The organism is Geodermatophilus sp. CPCC 205761 (assembly GCF_051383655.1).
Taxonomy (GTDB): Bacteria; Actinomycetota; Actinomycetes; order Mycobacteriales; family Geodermatophilaceae; genus Geodermatophilus.
Window position 1 is genome coordinate 1 of the sequence record NZ_JALPKQ010000060.1, and the last position, 16,874, is coordinate 16,874.

18 protein-coding genes, 1 pseudogene and 1 riboswitch are annotated in these 16,874 nt (G+C 75.4%); of the genes and pseudogenes, 6 read left to right on the forward strand and 13 right to left on the reverse strand.

The features are described 5' to 3' along the window. Both MY526_RS24110 and MY526_RS24115 read right to left on the reverse strand, forming a co-directional pair. Positions 1-455, reverse strand: a pseudogene (locus MY526_RS24110) (pentapeptide repeat-containing protein); the annotation flags it as partial. Positions 456-478: 23 nt separating this feature from the next. Then, on the reverse strand, positions 479-682 hold the full coding sequence (locus MY526_RS24115; RefSeq protein ID WP_436695905.1) for a DUF4177 domain-containing protein: 204 nt from the start codon (positions 680-682) through the stop codon (positions 479-481). 74 nt (positions 683-756) lie between these two features. On the opposite strand from MY526_RS24115, the gene MY526_RS24120 reads away from it, so the two are divergent. Then, positions 757-1,137: a VOC family protein gene (locus MY526_RS24120; protein ID WP_436695906.1), complete on the forward strand. Its 381-nt coding sequence runs from the start codon at positions 757-759 to the stop codon at positions 1,135-1,137. Positions 1,138-1,141: 4 nt separating this feature from the next. On the opposite strand, the gene MY526_RS24125 is transcribed toward MY526_RS24120, so the two are convergent. Next, on the reverse strand, positions 1,142-1,558 hold the full coding sequence (locus tag MY526_RS24125) for a hypothetical protein (protein WP_436695907.1): 417 nt from the start codon (positions 1,556-1,558) through the stop codon (positions 1,142-1,144). Positions 1,559-1,618: 60 nt separating this feature from the next. Here MY526_RS24125 and MY526_RS24130 point away from each other — a divergent pair, with 60 nt between their 5' ends. Further along, positions 1,619-1,993: a DUF2784 domain-containing protein gene (locus MY526_RS24130; RefSeq protein ID WP_436695908.1), complete on the forward strand. Its 375-nt coding sequence runs from the start codon at positions 1,619-1,621 to the stop codon at positions 1,991-1,993. On the opposite strand, the gene MY526_RS24135 is transcribed toward MY526_RS24130, so the two are convergent. The 6 genes from MY526_RS24135 to MY526_RS24160 all read right to left on the reverse strand — a co-directional run bounded on the left by MY526_RS24135 (position 1,983) and on the right by MY526_RS24160 (position 7,844). Continuing rightward, positions 1,983-2,711, reverse strand: a complete 729-nt coding sequence (locus MY526_RS24135; RefSeq protein WP_436705233.1) for a DUF72 domain-containing protein — start codon at positions 2,709-2,711, stop codon at positions 1,983-1,985. The genes MY526_RS24130 and MY526_RS24135 overlap by 11 nt on opposite strands. 17 nt (positions 2,712-2,728) lie before the next feature. Continuing rightward, positions 2,729-3,577, reverse strand: coding sequence for an SDR family NAD(P)-dependent oxidoreductase (locus MY526_RS24140; RefSeq protein WP_436695910.1), 849 nt, complete (start codon positions 3,575-3,577; stop codon positions 2,729-2,731). Next, complete coding sequence (locus MY526_RS24145) at positions 3,574-5,058, reverse strand: flavin-containing monooxygenase (protein ID WP_436695911.1); 1,485 nt, start codon at positions 5,056-5,058, stop codon at positions 3,574-3,576. The genes MY526_RS24140 and MY526_RS24145 overlap by 4 nt, the downstream gene beginning before the upstream one ends. Beyond that, positions 5,055-5,693, reverse strand: coding sequence for a class I SAM-dependent methyltransferase (locus MY526_RS24150; protein ID WP_436695912.1), 639 nt, complete (start codon positions 5,691-5,693; stop codon positions 5,055-5,057). The genes MY526_RS24145 and MY526_RS24150 overlap by 4 nt, the downstream gene beginning before the upstream one ends. Before the next feature lie 25 nt (positions 5,694-5,718). Beyond that, entirely contained in the window at positions 5,719-6,624 is a 906-nt protein-coding gene (locus MY526_RS24155; protein ID WP_436705234.1) for a lytic transglycosylase domain-containing protein, read from the reverse strand. Positions 6,625-6,855: 231 nt separating this feature from the next. Further along, a riboswitch (cyclic di-AMP (ydaO/yuaA leader) is annotated at positions 6,856-7,018 on the reverse strand. A gap of 127 nt (positions 7,019-7,145) precedes the next feature. After that, positions 7,146-7,844 (reverse strand): hypothetical protein, encoded by a 699-nt coding sequence (locus MY526_RS24160; protein WP_436695574.1) that lies wholly within the window; start codon positions 7,842-7,844, stop codon positions 7,146-7,148. A gap of 246 nt (positions 7,845-8,090) precedes the next feature. Between MY526_RS24160 and MY526_RS24165 the strand changes: the two genes are divergently transcribed. Together MY526_RS24165 and MY526_RS24170 are read left to right on the forward strand one after the other, a co-directional pair. Continuing rightward, positions 8,091-9,239, forward strand: coding sequence for an LLM class flavin-dependent oxidoreductase (locus MY526_RS24165; protein ID WP_436705235.1), 1,149 nt, complete (start codon positions 8,091-8,093; stop codon positions 9,237-9,239). Continuing rightward, a complete protein-coding gene (locus MY526_RS24170; RefSeq protein WP_436695576.1) occupies positions 9,236-9,862 on the forward strand; it encodes an FMN reductase in 627 nt (208 codons plus the stop codon). The genes MY526_RS24165 and MY526_RS24170 overlap by 4 nt, the downstream gene beginning before the upstream one ends. 88 nt (positions 9,863-9,950) lie before the next feature. On the opposite strand, the gene MY526_RS24175 is transcribed toward MY526_RS24170, so the two are convergent. The 4 genes from MY526_RS24175 to MY526_RS24190 all read right to left on the reverse strand — a co-directional run bounded on the left by MY526_RS24175 (position 9,951) and on the right by MY526_RS24190 (position 15,519). Further along, entirely contained in the window at positions 9,951-11,525 is a 1,575-nt protein-coding gene (locus MY526_RS24175) for an FMN-binding glutamate synthase family protein (RefSeq protein ID WP_436705236.1), read from the reverse strand. Between the two features lie 125 nt (positions 11,526-11,650). Next, on the reverse strand, positions 11,651-13,201 hold the full coding sequence (locus MY526_RS24180; RefSeq protein WP_436695578.1) for a gluconokinase: 1,551 nt from the start codon (positions 13,199-13,201) through the stop codon (positions 11,651-11,653). 70 nt (positions 13,202-13,271) lie between these two features. After that, complete coding sequence (locus MY526_RS24185) at positions 13,272-14,030, reverse strand: DivIVA domain-containing protein (protein WP_436695579.1); 759 nt, start codon at positions 14,028-14,030, stop codon at positions 13,272-13,274. 157 nt (positions 14,031-14,187) lie between these two features. Further along, a complete protein-coding gene (locus MY526_RS24190; protein ID WP_436705237.1) occupies positions 14,188-15,519 on the reverse strand; it encodes an MFS transporter in 1,332 nt (443 codons plus the stop codon). Between the two features lie 191 nt (positions 15,520-15,710). Here MY526_RS24190 and MY526_RS24195 point away from each other — a divergent pair, with 191 nt between their 5' ends. Together MY526_RS24195 and MY526_RS24200 are read left to right on the forward strand one after the other, a co-directional pair. Continuing rightward, positions 15,711-16,112 carry a cupin domain-containing protein gene (locus MY526_RS24195; RefSeq protein WP_436695581.1) on the forward strand — a complete coding sequence of 134 codons (402 nt, stop codon included), beginning with the start codon at positions 15,711-15,713 and terminating at the stop codon, positions 16,110-16,112. Between the two features lie 102 nt (positions 16,113-16,214). Then, complete coding sequence (locus tag MY526_RS24200) at positions 16,215-16,790, forward strand: glycosyltransferase (RefSeq protein ID WP_436705238.1); 576 nt, start codon at positions 16,215-16,217, stop codon at positions 16,788-16,790. The last annotated feature ends 84 nt before the right edge of the window (positions 16,791-16,874 follow it).

Consider the following 16,874-nt stretch of genomic DNA (forward strand, 5'->3'; position numbering starts at 1 on the left):
GAGCCGACTTCGTCGGCGCCGGCGCCGGTCGGCCGCTCGGTGCGGTCGCGGGCCGCGAGCAGCGCGCCCCGCAGCGGCGCGGCCGCGGGCAGCGCCAGCGCCTCGGCCAGGTACCAGAGCAGCTCGTGCAGCTGCCGCTGGACGCCGAACGCCGTCGCCATCGCCGCGGCGACCGCGGGGTCGTCCCGCGGGCCGCGGCCGCCGAAGGTGACCTGCACCGTCTGCTGGCCGGCGCCGAAGCAGTCGAACACCGCGCAGCCGGGGAACCCACGCTCCCGCAGCTGCGCGTGGATGCCGCAGCGCGAGTCCGGCTGCAGGTGCAGGCACGGCTGCCCGGCCGGCTTGTCGACGGCGAAGTCGGCCGAGGCGGTGAACGCCGGCAGCACGCAGCACAGGCCCGCGCAGGCGGCGCAGTCCGCCCGCAGGCGTGCCCGGGCGTCGGCCGGTTCGGGCACGGGCGGGTCCTCCGGGGAGTCGGTCAGCCGGCCGGCCGCTCGAAGGTGACCAGCACGCCCTCGACGCCGCCCGGGCCGATCCGGCCCTTGACCTCGACCGAGGTGATCGCCCTCAGCTGCCACCCCTCGCGGGCGTGCTGGTTGAGCACCTTCTCCAGCTTGTCACCCGACATCTTCCCGCCGATGAGCCCCTCCCGGAGCTCGACCACCCTGTACTCGAAGCGCATGGCCACGGTGTTCCCTCTCGTCCCGGCCGCCGTCCACCTGTCGGGCGCGACGGTCCGCCCCCGATGATGCCGGGGTGGACGTGCTCAGCAGTCGGATCCTGTTGCGGCCGGGCGATGCCGCGCGCTCCCAGGCCTTCTACCGCGACGTCGTCGGCCTGGCGGTGTACCGCGAGTTCGGCCCGCCCGACTCCCCCGGGGTGGTCTTCTTCCTCGGCAACGGGCTGCTCGAGGTGTCCGGCACCGGGGAGCCGCCGCGGGGCCTGGCCCTGTGGCTGCAGGTGCGCGACGTCGCCGCGGAGGTCGAGCGGCTGCGGGCGGCGGGGGTGCGGGTGCTGGAGGAGCCGCGGACCGAGCCGTGGGGGCTGGTCGAGGCGTGGGTGGCCGACCCGGACGGCGTCCGGATCGTGCTGGTCGAGGTGCCCCCGGACCACCCGCTGCGGCGCGACCGGCGCTGAGCGGTCAGGAGCGCTTCCCGCCCGCCGTCCCGTCGGCCGACGGGCGGTCGTCGAGTTCGGGGGGCGAGCGGCGGACCAGGTCGGCCACCGACTCCTCAAGCCGGGCCCAGGTGGCGCTCCACTCGACGAGCGGGTCGAGGATCCGCTCGAAGACGGCGAGCTGCTCGTCGAAGGCCTCCAGCTGGGCCGTCATCGCCTGGATCTGCTGCCGCTGTCCCCGGACCGCCTTGTCGATCGCCTGCAGCTGGGCCGCCGAGAGCGCGCCGGGCGGCGAGGGCAGCCGCGGCAGCGAGAAGGGGACGACGCCGGCCAGCCCGCGGGCGCGGTCGGTGAACGCGCGCAGTTGGCTGATGAACTCCTCGACCGACCGGCTCACCAGGTTGCCCGAGGCCGGCTCGCGGCCGGCGTCGTGATCGCTCATGCGCCCAGTCTCCCGCTCGGGGGCGCCCACCGCGTCCCCGCGCCGTGCCACGCTGGAGGCGTGTTCTGGGCGCACGCCGTGGCGGTGGTGCACGCGCTGGCCGTCGTCCTGATGCTGACCGGGGCGCTGGCGGCGCTGCGCCGGCCGCGGCTGCTGCTGCTGCACGCGCCGGTGAGCGCGGCCATCCTCGCCGTCAATCTCGCCGGCTCGCCGTGTCCGCTCACCGAGCTGGAGCTGGCCCTCCGCGAGCGGGCGGGGGCGGGCCCGTACACCGGTGGCTTCCTGGGGCACTACGTCGTCGCGCCGCTGGGCCTGGAGGTGGCCAGCCCGGCGGTGCAGGCCGGGATATACACCGCGGCGCTGCTGCCCAACGCCGTCGGCTACGGGGTGCTCGCGCTCCGGGCCGCCCGCCGCCGCGTCTCGCTCACCCCGTGACCAGCGCGCGCAGCGTCTCGGCGTTGCGGACGGCGTGCCCGTGGCCGTCGTTGTTGAAGTACGCGTAGACGTCGTGCCCCGAACGCGACCACTCCCCCACCCGGTCGGCCCACCAGCGCAGGTCCGCGTCGGGGTAGGAGCCGGCGTAGAGGTGCGCGGCGTCCGGGCCGTGCAGCCGGAGGTAGACGAACGGGGCGGTGGCCCGGAGCACGCAGGGCAGTCCGGCCCCGCTCATCACGGTGTAGGCGGCGCCGTGCCGCTCCAGCAGGGCGTAGACGCCCTCGTCGTGCCAGGTCGGGTGCCGGAACTCCACGGCCACCCGCATCCAGTCCGGGAGCAGGCGGAGGAAGAAGTCCAGCCGCTCGTCGTCGCGCTCCTGGGTGGGCGCCAGCTGGACCAGCAGCACCGCCCGCCGGTCGCCGAGCTCGTGCCAGCACTCGGTCATCCGGCCGATCCACGTCTCCGGCGCGTACAGCCGCTTGGCGTGGGTGAGCCCGCGGGGTGCCTTGACCGACAGCTGGAAGCCCGGCGGCAGCCGGCGGCGCCAGCCGGCGAAGGTCGCCGTCCGGGGCCAGCGGTAGAAGCTCGCGTTGAGCTCGACGGTCCCGAAGCGCCGGACGTAGTGCGCCAGCCGGTCCCGCGGCGGGGTGCCCGGCGGGTAGAGCACGCCGTCCCAGTGGTCGTAGCTCCAGCCCGACGTCCCGATGTGCACCGCCACCGGCTCTGCCTACCCGGTCAGCGACGGCCGCGCGCCGCCAGGGCGGTGAGGGCGGCCAGCACCCGGCCGTGGGAGCCCGGCGCCAGCCGCACGAGCAGGTCGGGGACGACGGCGCTCCAGCCGACCAGCTGCCGCGGACGGCGCCGCTCCACCGCGGTGAGGACGATCTCGGCGGCCCGGGCGGGGTCCATGGTGAGCAGCCGGGCGAAGTCCCGCCTGCCCCGCTCGGCCTCGTCGGCCGGCACGCCGGAGCCGACCCGGGCGTCGGCCGCGATCCGGGTGCGGATCCCGCCGGGGTGCACGCAGGTGACGCCGACGCCGTCGCCGGCCAGCTCGTGCCGGAGCGCCTCGGTGAACCCACGGACGGCGAACTTGCTCGTCGCGTACGCCACCTGCCCCGCGGGCGCGATGAGGCCGAAGACGCTGGAGACGGTGACCAGATGCGAGCCGGGGTGCGCCTTCAGCGTGGGCAGCAGGGCGTGCGTCAGGCGGACGACGGCCCGGAGGTTGACCTCCTGGACCTCCTCGAACTCCTCGAGGGTCACCTGGTCGAAGCGCCCGCCGAGGGCCATCCCGGCGTTGTTCACCAGCAGGGTCACCTCGGGGTGCGCCGCGGCGACCGTGCCGGCGACCCGCCGGGTGTCGGCGGGGTCGGCGAGGTCGACCACGTACGTCGTGACGCCCAGCCCCGGGTGGGCGGCGCCGATGCCCGCGGCCACGGTCGCCAGCCCCTCGGCGTCCCGGTCGAGCAGCACGAGCGAGCTGCCGCGCAGGGCCAGGCCGTGGGCGAGCGCGGCGCCGATCCCGCCGGCCGCGCCGGTGACGACCGCCGTCCCCCCGGCGAACCGGTACGGCGGGAGCGTCACGCCGGGACCTCCTCGGCGGCCGGGGCGGGCCGCCGAGGGGCGAACCGCACGCCGGCGTCCTCGAGCGGGCCGTGCCGCATCAGGACGACGTCGCGCAGGTAGTTCTGGTACAGCCGCCACGGTGCGCGGGCACCCTGACGGGGCAGGGCGGCCAGGCTGCGCCGCACGTAGCCGGAGCTCAGGCCGATGAACGGCTCGGTGCCGCCCTCGGGCGGGGCGACCGGCGTGCACGTGGCGAACCCGCGGGCGGCCATGTGGTCGAGCAGCCGGCAGACGTAGCGGGCGACGAGGTCGGCCTTGAGCGTCCAGGAGGCGTTCGTGTAGCCGATCGTCATGGCGAGGTTCGGCACCCCGGAGATCATCATGCCCTTGTACGAGACCCGCTCCGACAGCTCGACCCGCTCGCCGTCGACGGTGAGCGCCATGCCGCCGATCGGCAGCAGGTTCAGCCCGGTGGCCGAGACGACGACGTCGGCCGCGAGCTCGGCGCCGGACTCCAGCGCGATCCCCGTGCCGGTGAAGGTCGCGATCCGGTCGGTGACGATCGAGGCCCGGCCCGCGCGGATCGCCCGGAACAGGTCGCCGTCGGGGGCGAGGCACAGCCGCTGGTCCCACGGGTCGTAGGGCGGCCCGAAGTGGGTCTCGACGTCGTAGCCGGCGGGCAGCTGCCGGCCGGCGGTCCGCTGGAGGAACCGGCGCATCGCGGCCGGGCGGCGGCGGCTGAACTGGTAGGAGGCCATCGACAGCAGCACGTTCTTCCACCGCACGGCCGCGTACGCGGCGCGCGCCGGCAGCCGGCGGCGCAGGGCGTCGGCGAGCGGGTCGCGGCCGGGCAGCGCCAGCACGTAGCTGGGCGTCCGCTGCAGCATCGTCACGTGCTCGGCGGTCTCGGCCATCGTCGGCACGAGAGTGACCGCGGTGGCGCCGCTGCCGACGACCACGACCCGCTTGCCGGCGAAGTCGAGGTCCTCCGGCCAGTGCTGCGGGTGCACGATCGGCCCGGCGAAGCGCTCCTCGCCGGGGAACGCCGGCCGGTAGCCCTCGTCGTAGCGGTAGTAGCCGGAGCAGACCGACAGCCAGGAGCAGGTCAGCTGCACCGTCTCGCCGGTGTCGGTGCGCTCCGCGGTCACCGTCCAGCGGGCCTCGCCGGTCGACCACTCGGCGGAGACGACCCGGTGGGAGAACCGGATGTGCCGGTCCACGCCGTGCTCGCGGGCGGTGTCCTGGACGTAGCGGAGGATCGAGTCGCCGTCGGCGATCGCCTGCGTCCCGGTCCAGGGCCGGAACGAGTAGCCCAGGGTGAACATGTCGGAGTCCGAGCGGACGCCGGGGTAGCGGAAGAGGTCCCATGTCCCGCCGATCGCCGTCCGCGACTCCAGGACGGCGTAGCTGCGGCCGGGGCACTCGTGCTGCAGGTGGCAGGCGGCGCCGATGCCGGAGAGCCCGGCGCCCACGATGAGCACGTCGACGTGGTCGGTCACGGCAGCCGCCAGACCGTCGTCCGCCGCAGCCCCGGCCCCTCGGTCTCCGGGATCTCGTAGACCGCGGCGGCGACCAGCCGGTCGTGCGGCAGGTAGGGCCGGCCGGGGTCCCCGACGAGGACCTCGCAGCCGCGCGCGCGGGCGCGGTCGAGGAAGGGCAGCACCCGTTCGGTCATCTCCCGGTCGTAGCAGACGTCGCCGGCGAGCACGACCTCGACGCCCGGGAGGTCACGGTCGAGCACGTCGCCGGTCACGCTCACGCCGGCCACCCCGTTGAGGAGGGCGTTGACGCCCACCGCCGTCCGGCTGAACGGGTCGACGTCGCTGGCGAGCACCGAGCGGGCCCCGGACCGCCGGGCGGCGATGGCGACCAGCCCGCTGCCGGACCCCAGGTCGAGCACCGCCCGGCCCGCCACGACGTCCGGGGTGTCCAGCACGTACCGGGCCAGCGCCTGCCCGCCCGGCCACGCCGCAGCCCAGAAGGGCGGCGCCTCCCCGGCGCCGCCCCCCTCGGTCTCCATCGCCTCCCAGAGGGCGACGACGTCGTCGGCCACGTGCAGCCGCACCTCCGGGACGGAGGACGGCCGCCGGACCTCGGTGTGGGCGCGGACGAACCGGGCGGGGACGGAGCTCACACCCGGCAGTCTGCGGCCTGCCCGCTCAGTACCAGTTGTTGGCCTTCGAGTGCGCCCAGGCGGCACACGGGCTGCCGTACCGGTTCTCGATGTAGATCAGGCCGGCGTCGATCTGCCGGTAGCCGTCCGACGTCTTGGCGATGCCGGTGCCGGCCCAGGTCGAGTTGAGGAACTGCGGGATGCCGTAGGCGGTGCTGGTGGGGTTCTGCGCGTTGGGGTTCCAGCCGCTCTCCTTGCCCCACAGGTTCTCCAGGCAGCTGAACTGGTCGGCGCTGCCGACCTTGCTCATCGCGTACTCCTTGAAGGAGCCGCGCGGCGCGGCGGACGACGACGACCCGCCACTGGCGGCCGGCGCCTCGGCCGCGCGGGCCGCCTCGGCCTCGCGAGCGGCGCGCTCGGCGGCCTCGCGCTCGGCGGCCGCACGGGCCTCGGCCTCGCGGGCGGCGCGCTCGGCGGCCTCACGCTCGGCGGCCTGGCGGTCGAGCTCGGCCTTCTCGGCGTCGGCTTGGGCCTGGGCGGCGCTGGCCTCGGCGGCCTCGCGCTCGCTGCGGGAGGCGGCGAGGTCCGCGAGCGGGGCGAGGTCCGCGGCCGCGACGTCGGCGGCCGGGGCGTCGGCGGCCGAGCCGGTCGCCGCCTCCGTCGTGATGCCGAGGGTCTCGGCGACGCTGTGCGACGCGCTGACGGTGCTGGTCTCCGCGTCCGCCTCGGCCGCGGGCTGGCCACCGGCCAGGACGTTGACCACGAGGGCGCCGGCGGCGGCCGCGGCGAGGAAGAAGGCCGGGCGGCGGCCGCCGGCCGGCAGGCGCAGCCCCCGGCGGGCGGCGGGCCGGGCATCGAGTTCGGCGGTGGCGGGGACGTCGAGCTCGGTCTTGTCCGAGGGAACGGCGGTGTCCGAGGGAACGGCGGAGAACTGCTTGGTGCGATCGATCATCTGGTGTGGGTGCTCCAGGCGAGAGTGCGCGCGAGCCGGCCCTCGACGTGCGAGGGCAGCCCGGGATGCGGTGGGCTGGGGGGTGGGTGCGCCGGCGGCGTCGGGACGTGACGCGGGAGACCGGCGGGCGCGGTCAGGCGGGATCGGCGGGCCGGGAAGAGGCGCGAGGTGCGCGCGGCCGGGAGTCCCTGCGAGCCGCGAGGGCCCGTGGGCGGAGCATGCGGAGGCTCTCCGTTCTTCCGTGGCCGCCTACCGAGTTAGCTGACGGGTTCGGGCGGGAAGACGCCCTACCTGCCCTCCGAGGAACTCTCGGCGGGCAGGACTCACCCCAGTGCTGCGGTGGGTCCCCGGCTCGTGGCCACGGTGCGCGGACACGACTCGGCGGCGTCCGGCCAGGCTCCCCGTCTGGGGCGTGACGACCGACCGGACTGCACCCACCGTAGGGGTCGTTACCGTCCTGTGACAATCGCAGGGGTCACATCCGGAACGTGACCTGGATCGCTCTCCGCGCCCGACGAGAGTCAGCCGAGGACGGACTCCCGGGGCTCGGCCATCGCCACGTTGCCGGTGAGCACGACCCCGCCGGGGCGCCGGGGCTCGGCCGTCGGCTGCTCGGCGCCCCCGGCGGTGAGCCCGTCCAGTGCCGCGCCGAGCCGGCCGGTGAGCAGCCGCAGCGACTCCCGGGCGTCGTCCTGCCGGCGCCGGAGATCGGCCACCGCCTGCGCTGCGGCGGCCGCCTCGTCGGCCAGCCGGGCCCGCTCGGCCGCCGCCTCGCGGAGCAGCTCCTCCGCCTGCCGGCGCACTCGCTCCAGGGTCGCGTCGCGCAGGTCGGCGACGTTGCGCAGCCGGCTCTCGGCCTCGGCGCGGGCGGTCGCCCGGATCTGCTCGGCCTCGCCCTCCGCCTCGGCCACGATCTCCGCGGCCCGCCGCTCGGCCAGCCGGAGCAGCTCGCGCATCGCGCCGACGACCAGCACCGCCTCCCGGTCCTGCGCACCCTCCGGAACCGCGGCCGGCGCGGGCGGGGCGTCCTTACAGCCGCTGCACGCGGAGGCCTCAGGATCGGCGGCGGGACGGTCCTGGGCCGAGGCGACGTAGTCGTCGACGTCCGCGCGGTCGTAGCCCAGCAGCCGGCGGCGGAACCTCGGGCGTGGCTCGAACAGCGCGGCCAGTCCGCCCGGCTCTCCGCCCTCGGCGACGTCCCCCTGCATCGGCTCGGCCATCCCGGTCCCCCCAGTCGGTCGGTACAGCGGCTGCACCGTCCCAGACCCTGCCGGGTGCGCGGTACGGCCGCCGCCCGGCAGGGGAACGACACGGGTGTCGTTCAGCGGGACGTGCCGAGTTGATCACTCAGCGCTGCGAGGAGTCACGAGGAGGTGACGGCGGGGCATGGTGGACGGCGGAATACCCCCGCCCCTTGCACGTTGCACGGAGCGGTAGTTGCACTCTCAATCAACCCGGAGCCCGACATGCAGTTCGGCATCTTCTCGGTCAGCGACATCACGACCGACCCCACCACCGGCCGTACGCCCAGCGAGGCGGAGCGGATCCAGGCGGTCGTCACGATCGCGAAGAAGGCCGAGGAGGTCGGCCTCGACGTCGTTGCCCTCGGCGAGCACCACAACCCGCCGTTCTTCTCCTCCTCGCCGACCACCACGCTGGCCTACATCGCGGCGCAGACGACGCGGCTGCAGCTGTCCACGGCCACGACGCTGATCACCACCAACGACCCGGTGAAGATCGCCGAGGACTACGCGATGCTGCAGCACCTGGCCGGCGGCCGCGTCGACCTGATGATGGGCCGCGGCAACACCGGCCCGGTCTACCCCTGGTTCGGCCAGGACATCCGCAACGGCATCCCGCTGGCGGTGGAGAACTACGCGCTGCTGCGCCGGCTCTGGGACTCCGACGTCGTCGACTGGTCCGGCCAGTTCCGCACGCCGCTGCAGGGCTTCACCTCCACCCCGCGGCCGCTGGACGGCGTCCCGCCGTTCGTCTGGCACGGCTCGATCCGCTCCCCGCAGATCGCCGAGCAGGCCGCCTTCTACGGCGACGGCTTCTTCTCCAACCACATCTTCTGGCCCAAGGAGCACACCCAGCGGATGGTCGAGTTCTACCGCCGCCGCTTCGAGCACCACGGCCACGGGTCGGCCGACCAGGCGATCGTCGGCCTGGGCGGGCAGGTGTTCGTGCGGAAGAACAGCCAGGACGCGGTCACCGAGTTCCGGCCCTACTTCGACAACGCCCCGGTCTACGGGCACGGCCCGTCGCTGGAGGACTTCAGCCGGGAGACCCCGCTGACCGTCGGCTCCCCGCAGCAGGTCATCGAGCGCACGCTGGGCTTCCGCGACTACGTCGGGGACTACCAGCGCCAGCTGTTCCTCGTCGACCACGCCGGCCTGCCGCTGAAGACCGTGCTCGAGCAGCTGGACATCCTCGGCGAGGAGGTCGTGCCGGTGCTGCGCCGCGAGTTCGCCGCCCTCAAGCCCGCCCACGTGCCCGACGCCCCGACCCACGCCGCCCGCGTCGCGGCCCGCGGCGGAGCGGTGGACGCCACCGTGCACGCCCCGGCCGACGACGTCACCGGGCACACCGTCGAGGAGGTGACGGCCCGATGAGCACCCGCACCCTCGCCGTCGTCAGCGCCGGGCTGTCCACGCCGTCGTCCACCCGGCTGCTGGCCGACCGGCTCACCACCGCCACGGTCGACGCCCTCCGCGCCCGCGGGGACGACGCCACCGTCGAGGTGGTCGAGCTGCGCACTCACGCCCGCGACCTGGCCGACAACCTGGTCACCGGGTTCGCCAACGGCCCGCTGCGGGCCGCGATCGACACCGTGGTCGGGGCGGACGGGCTGATCGCCGTCACGCCGGTCTTCTCGGCGTCCTACAGCGGCCTGTTCAAGACCTTCCTCGACGTCCTGGACAAGGAGTCGCTGACCGGGAAGCCGGTGCTGCTCGGCGCCACGGCCGGCACCGCGCGGCACTCGCTGGTCATCGAGCACGCGATGCGGCCGCTGTTCGCCTACCTCCGGGCGATCGCCGTCCCCACCGGGGTCTTCGCCGCGTCGGAGGACTGGGCCGGCGCCGGGAGCGTCGACCGGGCGCTGGCCGACCGGATCGAGCGGGCCGCGGGTGAGCTGGCCGACCTGGTCACCGGGCGGCCGGCCGCGGCGCGCGGCCCGGTGGACCCGTTCGCCGACGTCCCCTCCTTCGAGGAGCTGCTCCGCGGCACCTCCTGACGCACCCGCCCTGGAGGCAAAGGAGGCTATGCCTACGTCTGGCGGTCAGAGACGTATGCATAGCCTCCTTTGCCTCGGCCGCTGGACTTCAGCCGACGGCGTCGGGGGACGCGGGGGCGGAGCCGCCTTGCGGGGCGTCGCCGGCCATCAGCCGGATGATCTCCGCGCGGTCGGCGGCCGACGGCAGGCCCCAGTCGGGCTGGTAGCCGTAGACCTCGCCCAGCGGGGTCGACGCGGTGCGGCCGGTGAGGACCTCCACCGCGTCGACGGGGATCAGCCCGGGGTGCTCCACACCGCAGGCCTCGGCCACCTTGAACAGGTCGCGGCGCAGCGTCTCCAGGTAGTTGGCCACCCGCACCGACTTCAGGTTCGGGTCCAGCCCGTGCGCCAGCCAGGCGTTCTGCGTGGCGACCCCGGTCGGGCAGGTGTCGGTGTGGCACTTCTGCGCCTGGATGCAGCCGATGGCCAGCATCGCCTCCCGGGCGACGTTGACCATGTCGCAGCCCAGCGCGAACGCCACGATCGCGTTGTCGGGGAGGCCGAGCTTGCCCGCGCCGACGAAGGTGACCTGGTCCTGCAGCCCGGCCCGGGCGAACACCGAGTAGACCCGGGCGAAGCCCAGCTGGAAGGGCAGGGACACCGAGTCGGTGAAGATCAGCGGCGCCGCGCCGGTGCCGCCCTCCCCGCCGTCGACGGTCACGAAGTCCACGCCGCGACCGGTCCGGCTCATCTGGTCGGTGAGCTCGTGCCAGAAGGTCATGTCACCGACCGCGGACTTGATGCCGACCGGCAGCCCGGTCTCGGCGGCCAGCAGCTCCACCCAGTCGAGCAGGCTGTCGGTGTCGGAGAACTCCGCGTGCCGGGACGGGCTCACGCAGTCGACGCCCTCGGGGACGCCGCGGGCCGCGGCGATCTCCGCGGACACCTTCGGCCCGGGCAGCACGCCGCCCAGCCCGGGCTTGGCGCCCTGGCTGAGCTTGATCTCCAGCGCCCGCACCGGCGCGGAGGCGACGAGGGCCTTGAGGCGGTCCAGGTCGAAGCGGCCGTGCTCGTCGCGGCAGCCGAAGTAGGCGGTGCCGATCTGGTACACCAGCTCGCCGCCGTGCCGGTGGTGGACGGAGAGACCGCCCTCGCCGGTGTTCTGCAGGCAGCCGGCGAGCGCCGCCCCCCGGTTGAGCGCCTCCACCGCCGCCCCGGACAGCGAGCCGAAGCTCATCGCCGAGATGTTCACGACCGACCCCGGCCGGAACGCCTGCGCCCGGCCCCGCGGACCGCCCAGCACCTTGGCCGACGGCAGCTGCACGTCGTGCGCCGAGGACGGGGCCGACGGCGGGACGGCGCGGCCGAACGTCCGGTGGTTGATCACCGGGTAGCCGGCGGTGTACTCGAGGTCGTTGTCGGTGCCGAAGCCGAAGTAGTTGTTCTGCTTCTTGGCCGAGGCGTACACCCAGCGGCGCTGGTCGCGGGTGAACGGCCGCTCCTCGTTGTTGCCGGCCACCAGGTACTGACGCAGCTCGGGGCCGATCGCCTCGAGCAGGTAGCGCGCGTGGCCGACGACCGGGAAGTTGCGCAGCACCGTGTGCTCGCGCTGCAACAGATCCCGCGCCGCGACCGCCGACAGGGCCGCCAGCCCCGCCGCCGCCGCCCGTGCCGCACGTCTCATGACGTCCACTCCCTCACGCGCCGTGGCGCAGGGGCCGAAATGACCATTTTGGCCCCTCTCACCGGAACGGGCGCAGAACGGAGCGCGGGTTCGACCTCGGGCACGGCTCCTCCTGCTGGTCGGGACTACGCGGGCTGGCTGGGGGTGTCGTCGAGCGCGTCGAGCGTGGTGAGGACGTCGGTGAGCGCCCGGGCGGAGCGGTCGACGAGCGGCCGCAGCCGCGCGTAGACGGCGGCCGCGCCGGGGTCGGGCGGCACGGGGTCGTGGACGGCGACCAGCTCGGTGGCCGCGTCGAGGTCGGGCAGCGCTCCCAGCGCGTGCAGGCCCAGCAGGCAGGCGCCCAGGCCGGTGCCCTCGGGTGAGTCGGCCACCCGGACCGGGAGGTCGAGCGCCGCGGCGAGGGTGCGCACCCACAGCGGGGAGGCGACCGCGCCCCCGGTGGCCCGCACCTCGCACACCGGCAGGTCGGTCGCGGCGAACGCGTCGCGCACCAGCGCCAGCTGCTGGCAGACTCCCTCGACGGCGGCCCGGACCAGGTGCGGACGGCGGTGCTCGCGGCGCAGCCCGATGTAGGCACCGCGCAGCCCCGACCGCCACCACGGCGCCCGCTCGCCGAGCCAGTAGGGCAGGCACAGCAGCCCCGCGCTGCCCGGCGGGACCTCGGCCGCCTCGTCGAGCAGCCGGGCGTCGAGGGCGTCGGCGTCCTCCCCCTCCGGCGCGGCGCCGTCGAAGCCGGCGGCCAGGGCGTGCGCGGCCCAGCGCACCACCGAGCCGCCGTTGTTGATCGCCCCGCCGACCACCCAGCGCTCGTCGGTCAGGGCGTAGCAGAACAGCCGCCGGTCCGGGTCCACGGTCGGCGCCGGGACGACGACCCGCATCGCCCCGCTGGTGCCCAGGGAGACCGCGGCGACGTCGGGCCGCACCGCGCCGGTGCCCAGGTTGGCCAGCACGCCGTCGGAGGCGCCGATGACGACCGGCAGCCCCTCCGGCAAGCCGGTCGCCCGGGCGACGTCGGCGCGCAGGCCGGGCAGGACGGCGGTCGTCGGCAGCACCTCGCCGAGCTGCTCGGGCCGCACCCCGGCGATCTGCATCGCCTCGTCGTCCCACCGCGCGGCGCGGATGTCGTAGAGCCCGGTGGCCGAGGCGCACGACCGGTCGAGCACGTGCCCGCCACCGCACAGCGCGCCGACGACCAGTTCCTTGACACCGCCCCAGCGCGGGGTGCCGGCGACCAGCTCCGGGTCCTCGGCGCGCATCCAGGAGAGCTTCACCAGCGGCGACATGGAGTGCACCGGCGTGCCGGTCCGGCCGTGCAGGTCGGCGGCCCGCCCGTCGGCGACCAGCGCCGCGGCCCAGTCGCCTGCCCGGTTGTCGGCCCAGGTCAGCACCGGGCCGAGCGGCGCACCGTCGGCGTCCATCGGCAGCAGGCCGTGCATGGCGGCGCTGAGGCTGACCCCCACCACCGTGTCGCCCCGATCGCGGGCGCGGGCCGCGACCGCGGCCAGGGCCTCGACGGCGGCCGACGTCAGCCGGTCGGCGTCGAGCTCCGCGCGGCCGGGCGCCGGGACCTGCAGCGGATAGCCGACGCTGGCGAGGTCGCGCACCCGCCCGTCGGTGCCGGCGGTGACCGCCTTGGTCGCCGTCGTCCCGGAGTCCAGGCCGACGACGACGTCCACGACACCCCTCCCAGCGGCCTCTTCGCTGTCGCGATCGTGCTCGGATCGACGGCGGGCCGCCACCGGGAGTTCAGGAGGCCAGCGGCTCCCCCACGGCGACGGTCGCCTGCCCGGCGAGCAGGGCGGCCAGGCTGCCCAGCGCGTCGTCGAGCTGGCCGGTCAGCCGCTGCAGCGCCGCCCGGGCCTCGGCCGCCACCCGGTCCCGCTCGGCCTCCGCGTCCGCCACCGCCCGCGCAGCGGCGGCCTGCGCCTCGGCGCGGATCCGCGCCGCCTCCTCCCGCGCCTCGACCACCAGCGCCTGGCTGTCGGCCCGGGCCCACCGGGCCTCCTCCTCCATCCGGCGGCTGACGGTGATGGCGGTGTCCTTCACCTCGGCGGCGCGGCGCAGCAGCGCGTCGGCCTCGCTGCGCGCCTGGCCGCGGATCCGGTCGGCCTCGACCGCACCGGCCTCGGTGAGCTGCGCGGCCTCGTCGGCGGCCAGCCGGAGGATCTCGCCGACCCGCTCGGAGGTGCGCACCAGCTCCCGGCCCTCCGGCGAGCAGGCCAGCAGCCGGCGGGAGATCTCCACCTCCGCCGAGCAGGCGCCGTACCGGGTCAGCAGGTCATCGTTCTCGCGACGGACGGCCTGCAGCTCGGCCTCGGCCCAGGAGACGTAGTTGTCCACCTGCAGCCGGTCGTAGCCGCGCAGCGCGGTGCGGAACAGCGGCCGGGTGCCCAGCAGGCTGTCCAGGTCGCCGGCGAGGTTGGGGCGTCTCGGCGAGGCGCCGGGGGCCGGGCCGTCCGCCTCCCGGGCGCCGTCGGTGACCAGGGCCGCGCCGTGTCGGAACATGGCGGCCTCCCTCCTGCCGACCGCCGGACGGCTCGGCGTCGTCCGGGCATGCGGAGGTTCCCAGACCGCGGCGGCGCGGCAGTGCAGTCCGATCGTGTCGCGGCGTCCGACCGGCGTGACCGGGCGGCGTGTACCGGAGCGACTACTGCCGGTCAGGTCAGTGGTAGGCCGAGCCGCCGCGCAGCCGGGCGCCCACCGCGACGTGCAGGGGTGCGAGGACGACGCCGCCGCGGGCCATCCGTTCGCGCAGCTCGCGCCGGTGCCGCAGCACGCCGATGAAGCCGATCGCCCAGAACACGTACTGGATGGCGAACGCGGCCCGGAAGGCGTCCAGCGAGTAGGCCGTCGAGGAGCCGGGGGTGAGCACGTCGAGGACGGCCCCCACGGCGAGGATGGTGAGCAGCGAGGCGACGAAGCCGCCGACGTTGACCACGCCGCTGGCGCTGCCCTGCCGCTCGGCCGGGTTCCATGTGCGGGCGAAGTCGAAGCCGATCATCGAGCCGGGCCCGTTGGTGCCCAGGACGACGACCAGCAGCACGAGAAGCCCCAGGGGCGCGCGGCCGGGCCAGAGCAGCACGACGGTCCAGGTGGCCGCGGTCAGCGCCAGGATCGAGAAGACCAGCGACGACCGGCGCAGCGGCCAGCGGCCGCAGAGCCGGCCGAGCAGCGGGCCGACGAGGATGCCGACGATGACGAGGAGGGTGAGCAGCGCGGCCGCGGTCGCCGGGCTGCGCCCCTGGCCGACGACGAGGAACGGGTAGCCCCACAGCAGCGCGAACACCGTGCCCGAGAACTGGGTGACCAGGTGGGTGTACAGGCCGATGCGGGTGCCGGGCTCCCGCCAGGTGGCCACCAGGCTGCGGCGCACGTCGGCCAGCCCGGCCGGCGGGGTCAGCTCGGTGCCCGGTGGCGCGTCCCGCAGGGCGACGACGACCAGGACGGCGACGAGCACGCCGGCCGCCGCGGCGCCGAGGAAGGTGCCCTCCCACGAGGTCGAGTGCAGCAGCGCGACCAGCGGGTAGGCGGCGACGATCTGCCCGAACTGGCCGAGCATGCCGGTGAGCTGGGTGATCAGCGGCACCGTCGGCCCGGCGAACCAGAAGCCGATCACCCGCAGCACGCTGACGAAGGTCATCGCGTCGCCCGCGCCGACCAGCACCCGGGCGCCGACGGCGGTCGGCACGTCGCCGGCCACCGCGAGCAGCGCCTGACCGGCGGCCATCGTCAGGGCCCCGGCCAGGATCAGCCGGCGGGAGCCGAACCGGTCCAGCGCCACCCCCACCGGCACCTGCATCGCCGCGTAGACCACGAGCTGCAGGACGAGGAACAGCGAGATCGCCGAGGCCCCGGCCGAGAAGCGCTCCTGCGCCTCCACCCCGGCGACGCCGAGGGAGGCACGGTGGAAGACGGCGACGGCGTAGGCCGACAGCGCGACCAGCCACACCGCGTAGGCGCGGGCCGTCGGGCGATGGGCGGGAGGCGACGTCACCTCGATGGCGACGCCGCGAGCACGGGTTTTCTTCCCGCGCCCCGCGGTGAGTCCGCTCACCCGGACGTGTCGGGGCCCCGGCCGGCAGGACTAAGTCCGTGCACCGGCGGGCAGGAGGACCGTCGTCCGCCGGGGCCGGGAGGCCGCCGGCCGCACGCATCCGTGCCCGTCCGACGAGAGGAGCGCCCTCGATGGCGTCCGTCATCCACTACACCATCGCGACCGAGGCCGAGAAGTCCGCCGACTTCCGCCGCGTGCTGTGGACCGGTGAGAAGACCCAGCTGGTGATCATGACCATCCCGCCGGGTGGGGAGATCGGCGAGGAGGTGCACGAGGACATCGACCAGATCCTCACCTTCGTCAGCGGCACCGGCGAGGCCCGCATCTCCGGCAGCAAGAAGAAGGTGGCCCAGGGCGACCTCGTCGTCGTCCCGGCCGGCACGAAGCACAACTTCGTCAACACCGGGCCCAACCCGCTGGTCCTCTACACCGTCTACGGCCCGCCGGAGCACGCCGACGGTGCGGTGCACGCGACCAAGGAGGAGGCCGACGAGGCCGAGGAGTCGGGGCAGGACGAGCCGCCGACGGAGTGACGCCCCGGCCGGACGGGGGTCGTAGGACCCCCGTCCAGGTGCGGAGCCGACCGGCGGGGTGGTCTGGTGGAGCCCGGATCCGGCCGACCGAGGGAGCCCGTCATGACGTCGTCCGTGACGTGGACGCCGCGGCCGCTGCTCTCGGTGGCACCGCTGGTCCCGGCGGGCGGCGTCGACACCCTGCTCACCGCCTTCGGTCTGCTCGCCGACGACCGTCCCGCGCTGGGGCTGGACATCATCGGTGCCGGCCCGCTGGGCCGCGTGCTGCAGCACCAGGCGGAGTACCTCGGCATCAGCGAACGGGTCCGGTTCTGCGGGCACCTGCCGAACGGGGCGGTCCGGGCGGCCGTGCGCCGCTGCGCGCTGCTCGTGCTCCCCTCCCGCCCGGACGGGTCCGGCGTCGTGCCCGACGCCCCGCCGGCGCTCCTGACCGCCCTCGACGCGGCCCGCCCGGTGGTCGCCACCACCGCTGCGGCCCCGCCGCACGCACTGCCCGACCGGCAGGCCGGCCTGCTCGTGCTCCCGGACGACCCGATCGCCCTGGCGACGGCCGTGTCCGGCCTGCTGGACGACCTGGCCCGCCGGCCGGCGCCCGCCGGCGGCGGGTGGGAGAGCGCGGCGGCGCCACCGGTCGGCGCGGGCGCGTTCCAGCGTCTCTGGCACCGGGTCACCGGGTGACGCCACCCTCGAAGGGGGTCGAAGGCCTCCCGCCTCTTGCGCACCCCGCCCGCGAGGTGGCACAACGTCCCGGCAGGTCGGAGC

Coding starts and splice junctions, on each gene's coding strand:
- MY526_RS24115 (WP_436695905.1), bottom strand. CDS start 682: ATGCGCTTCGAGTACAGGGTGGTCGAGCTCCGGGAGGGGCTCATCGGC.
- MY526_RS24125 (WP_436695907.1), bottom strand. CDS start 1,558: ATGAGCGATCACGACGCCGGCCGCGAGCCGGCCTCGGGCAACCTGGTG.
- MY526_RS24155 (WP_436705234.1), bottom strand. CDS start 6,624: ATGATCGATCGCACCAAGCAGTTCTCCGCCGTTCCCTCGGACACCGCC.
- MY526_RS24160 (WP_436695574.1), bottom strand. CDS start 7,844: ATGGCCGAGCCGATGCAGGGGGACGTCGCCGAGGGCGGAGAGCCGGGC.
- MY526_RS24165 (WP_436705235.1), top strand. CDS start 8,091: ATGCAGTTCGGCATCTTCTCGGTCAGCGACATCACGACCGACCCCACC.
- MY526_RS24170 (WP_436695576.1), top strand. CDS start 9,236: ATGAGCACCCGCACCCTCGCCGTCGTCAGCGCCGGGCTGTCCACGCCG.
- MY526_RS24175 (WP_436705236.1), bottom strand. CDS start 11,525: ATGAGACGTGCGGCACGGGCGGCGGCGGCGGGGCTGGCGGCCCTGTCG.
- MY526_RS24185 (WP_436695579.1), bottom strand. CDS start 14,030: ATGTTCCGACACGGCGCGGCCCTGGTCACCGACGGCGCCCGGGAGGCG.
- MY526_RS24195 (WP_436695581.1), top strand. CDS start 15,711: ATGGCGTCCGTCATCCACTACACCATCGCGACCGAGGCCGAGAAGTCC.
- MY526_RS24200 (WP_436705238.1), top strand. CDS start 16,215: ATGACGTCGTCCGTGACGTGGACGCCGCGGCCGCTGCTCTCGGTGGCA.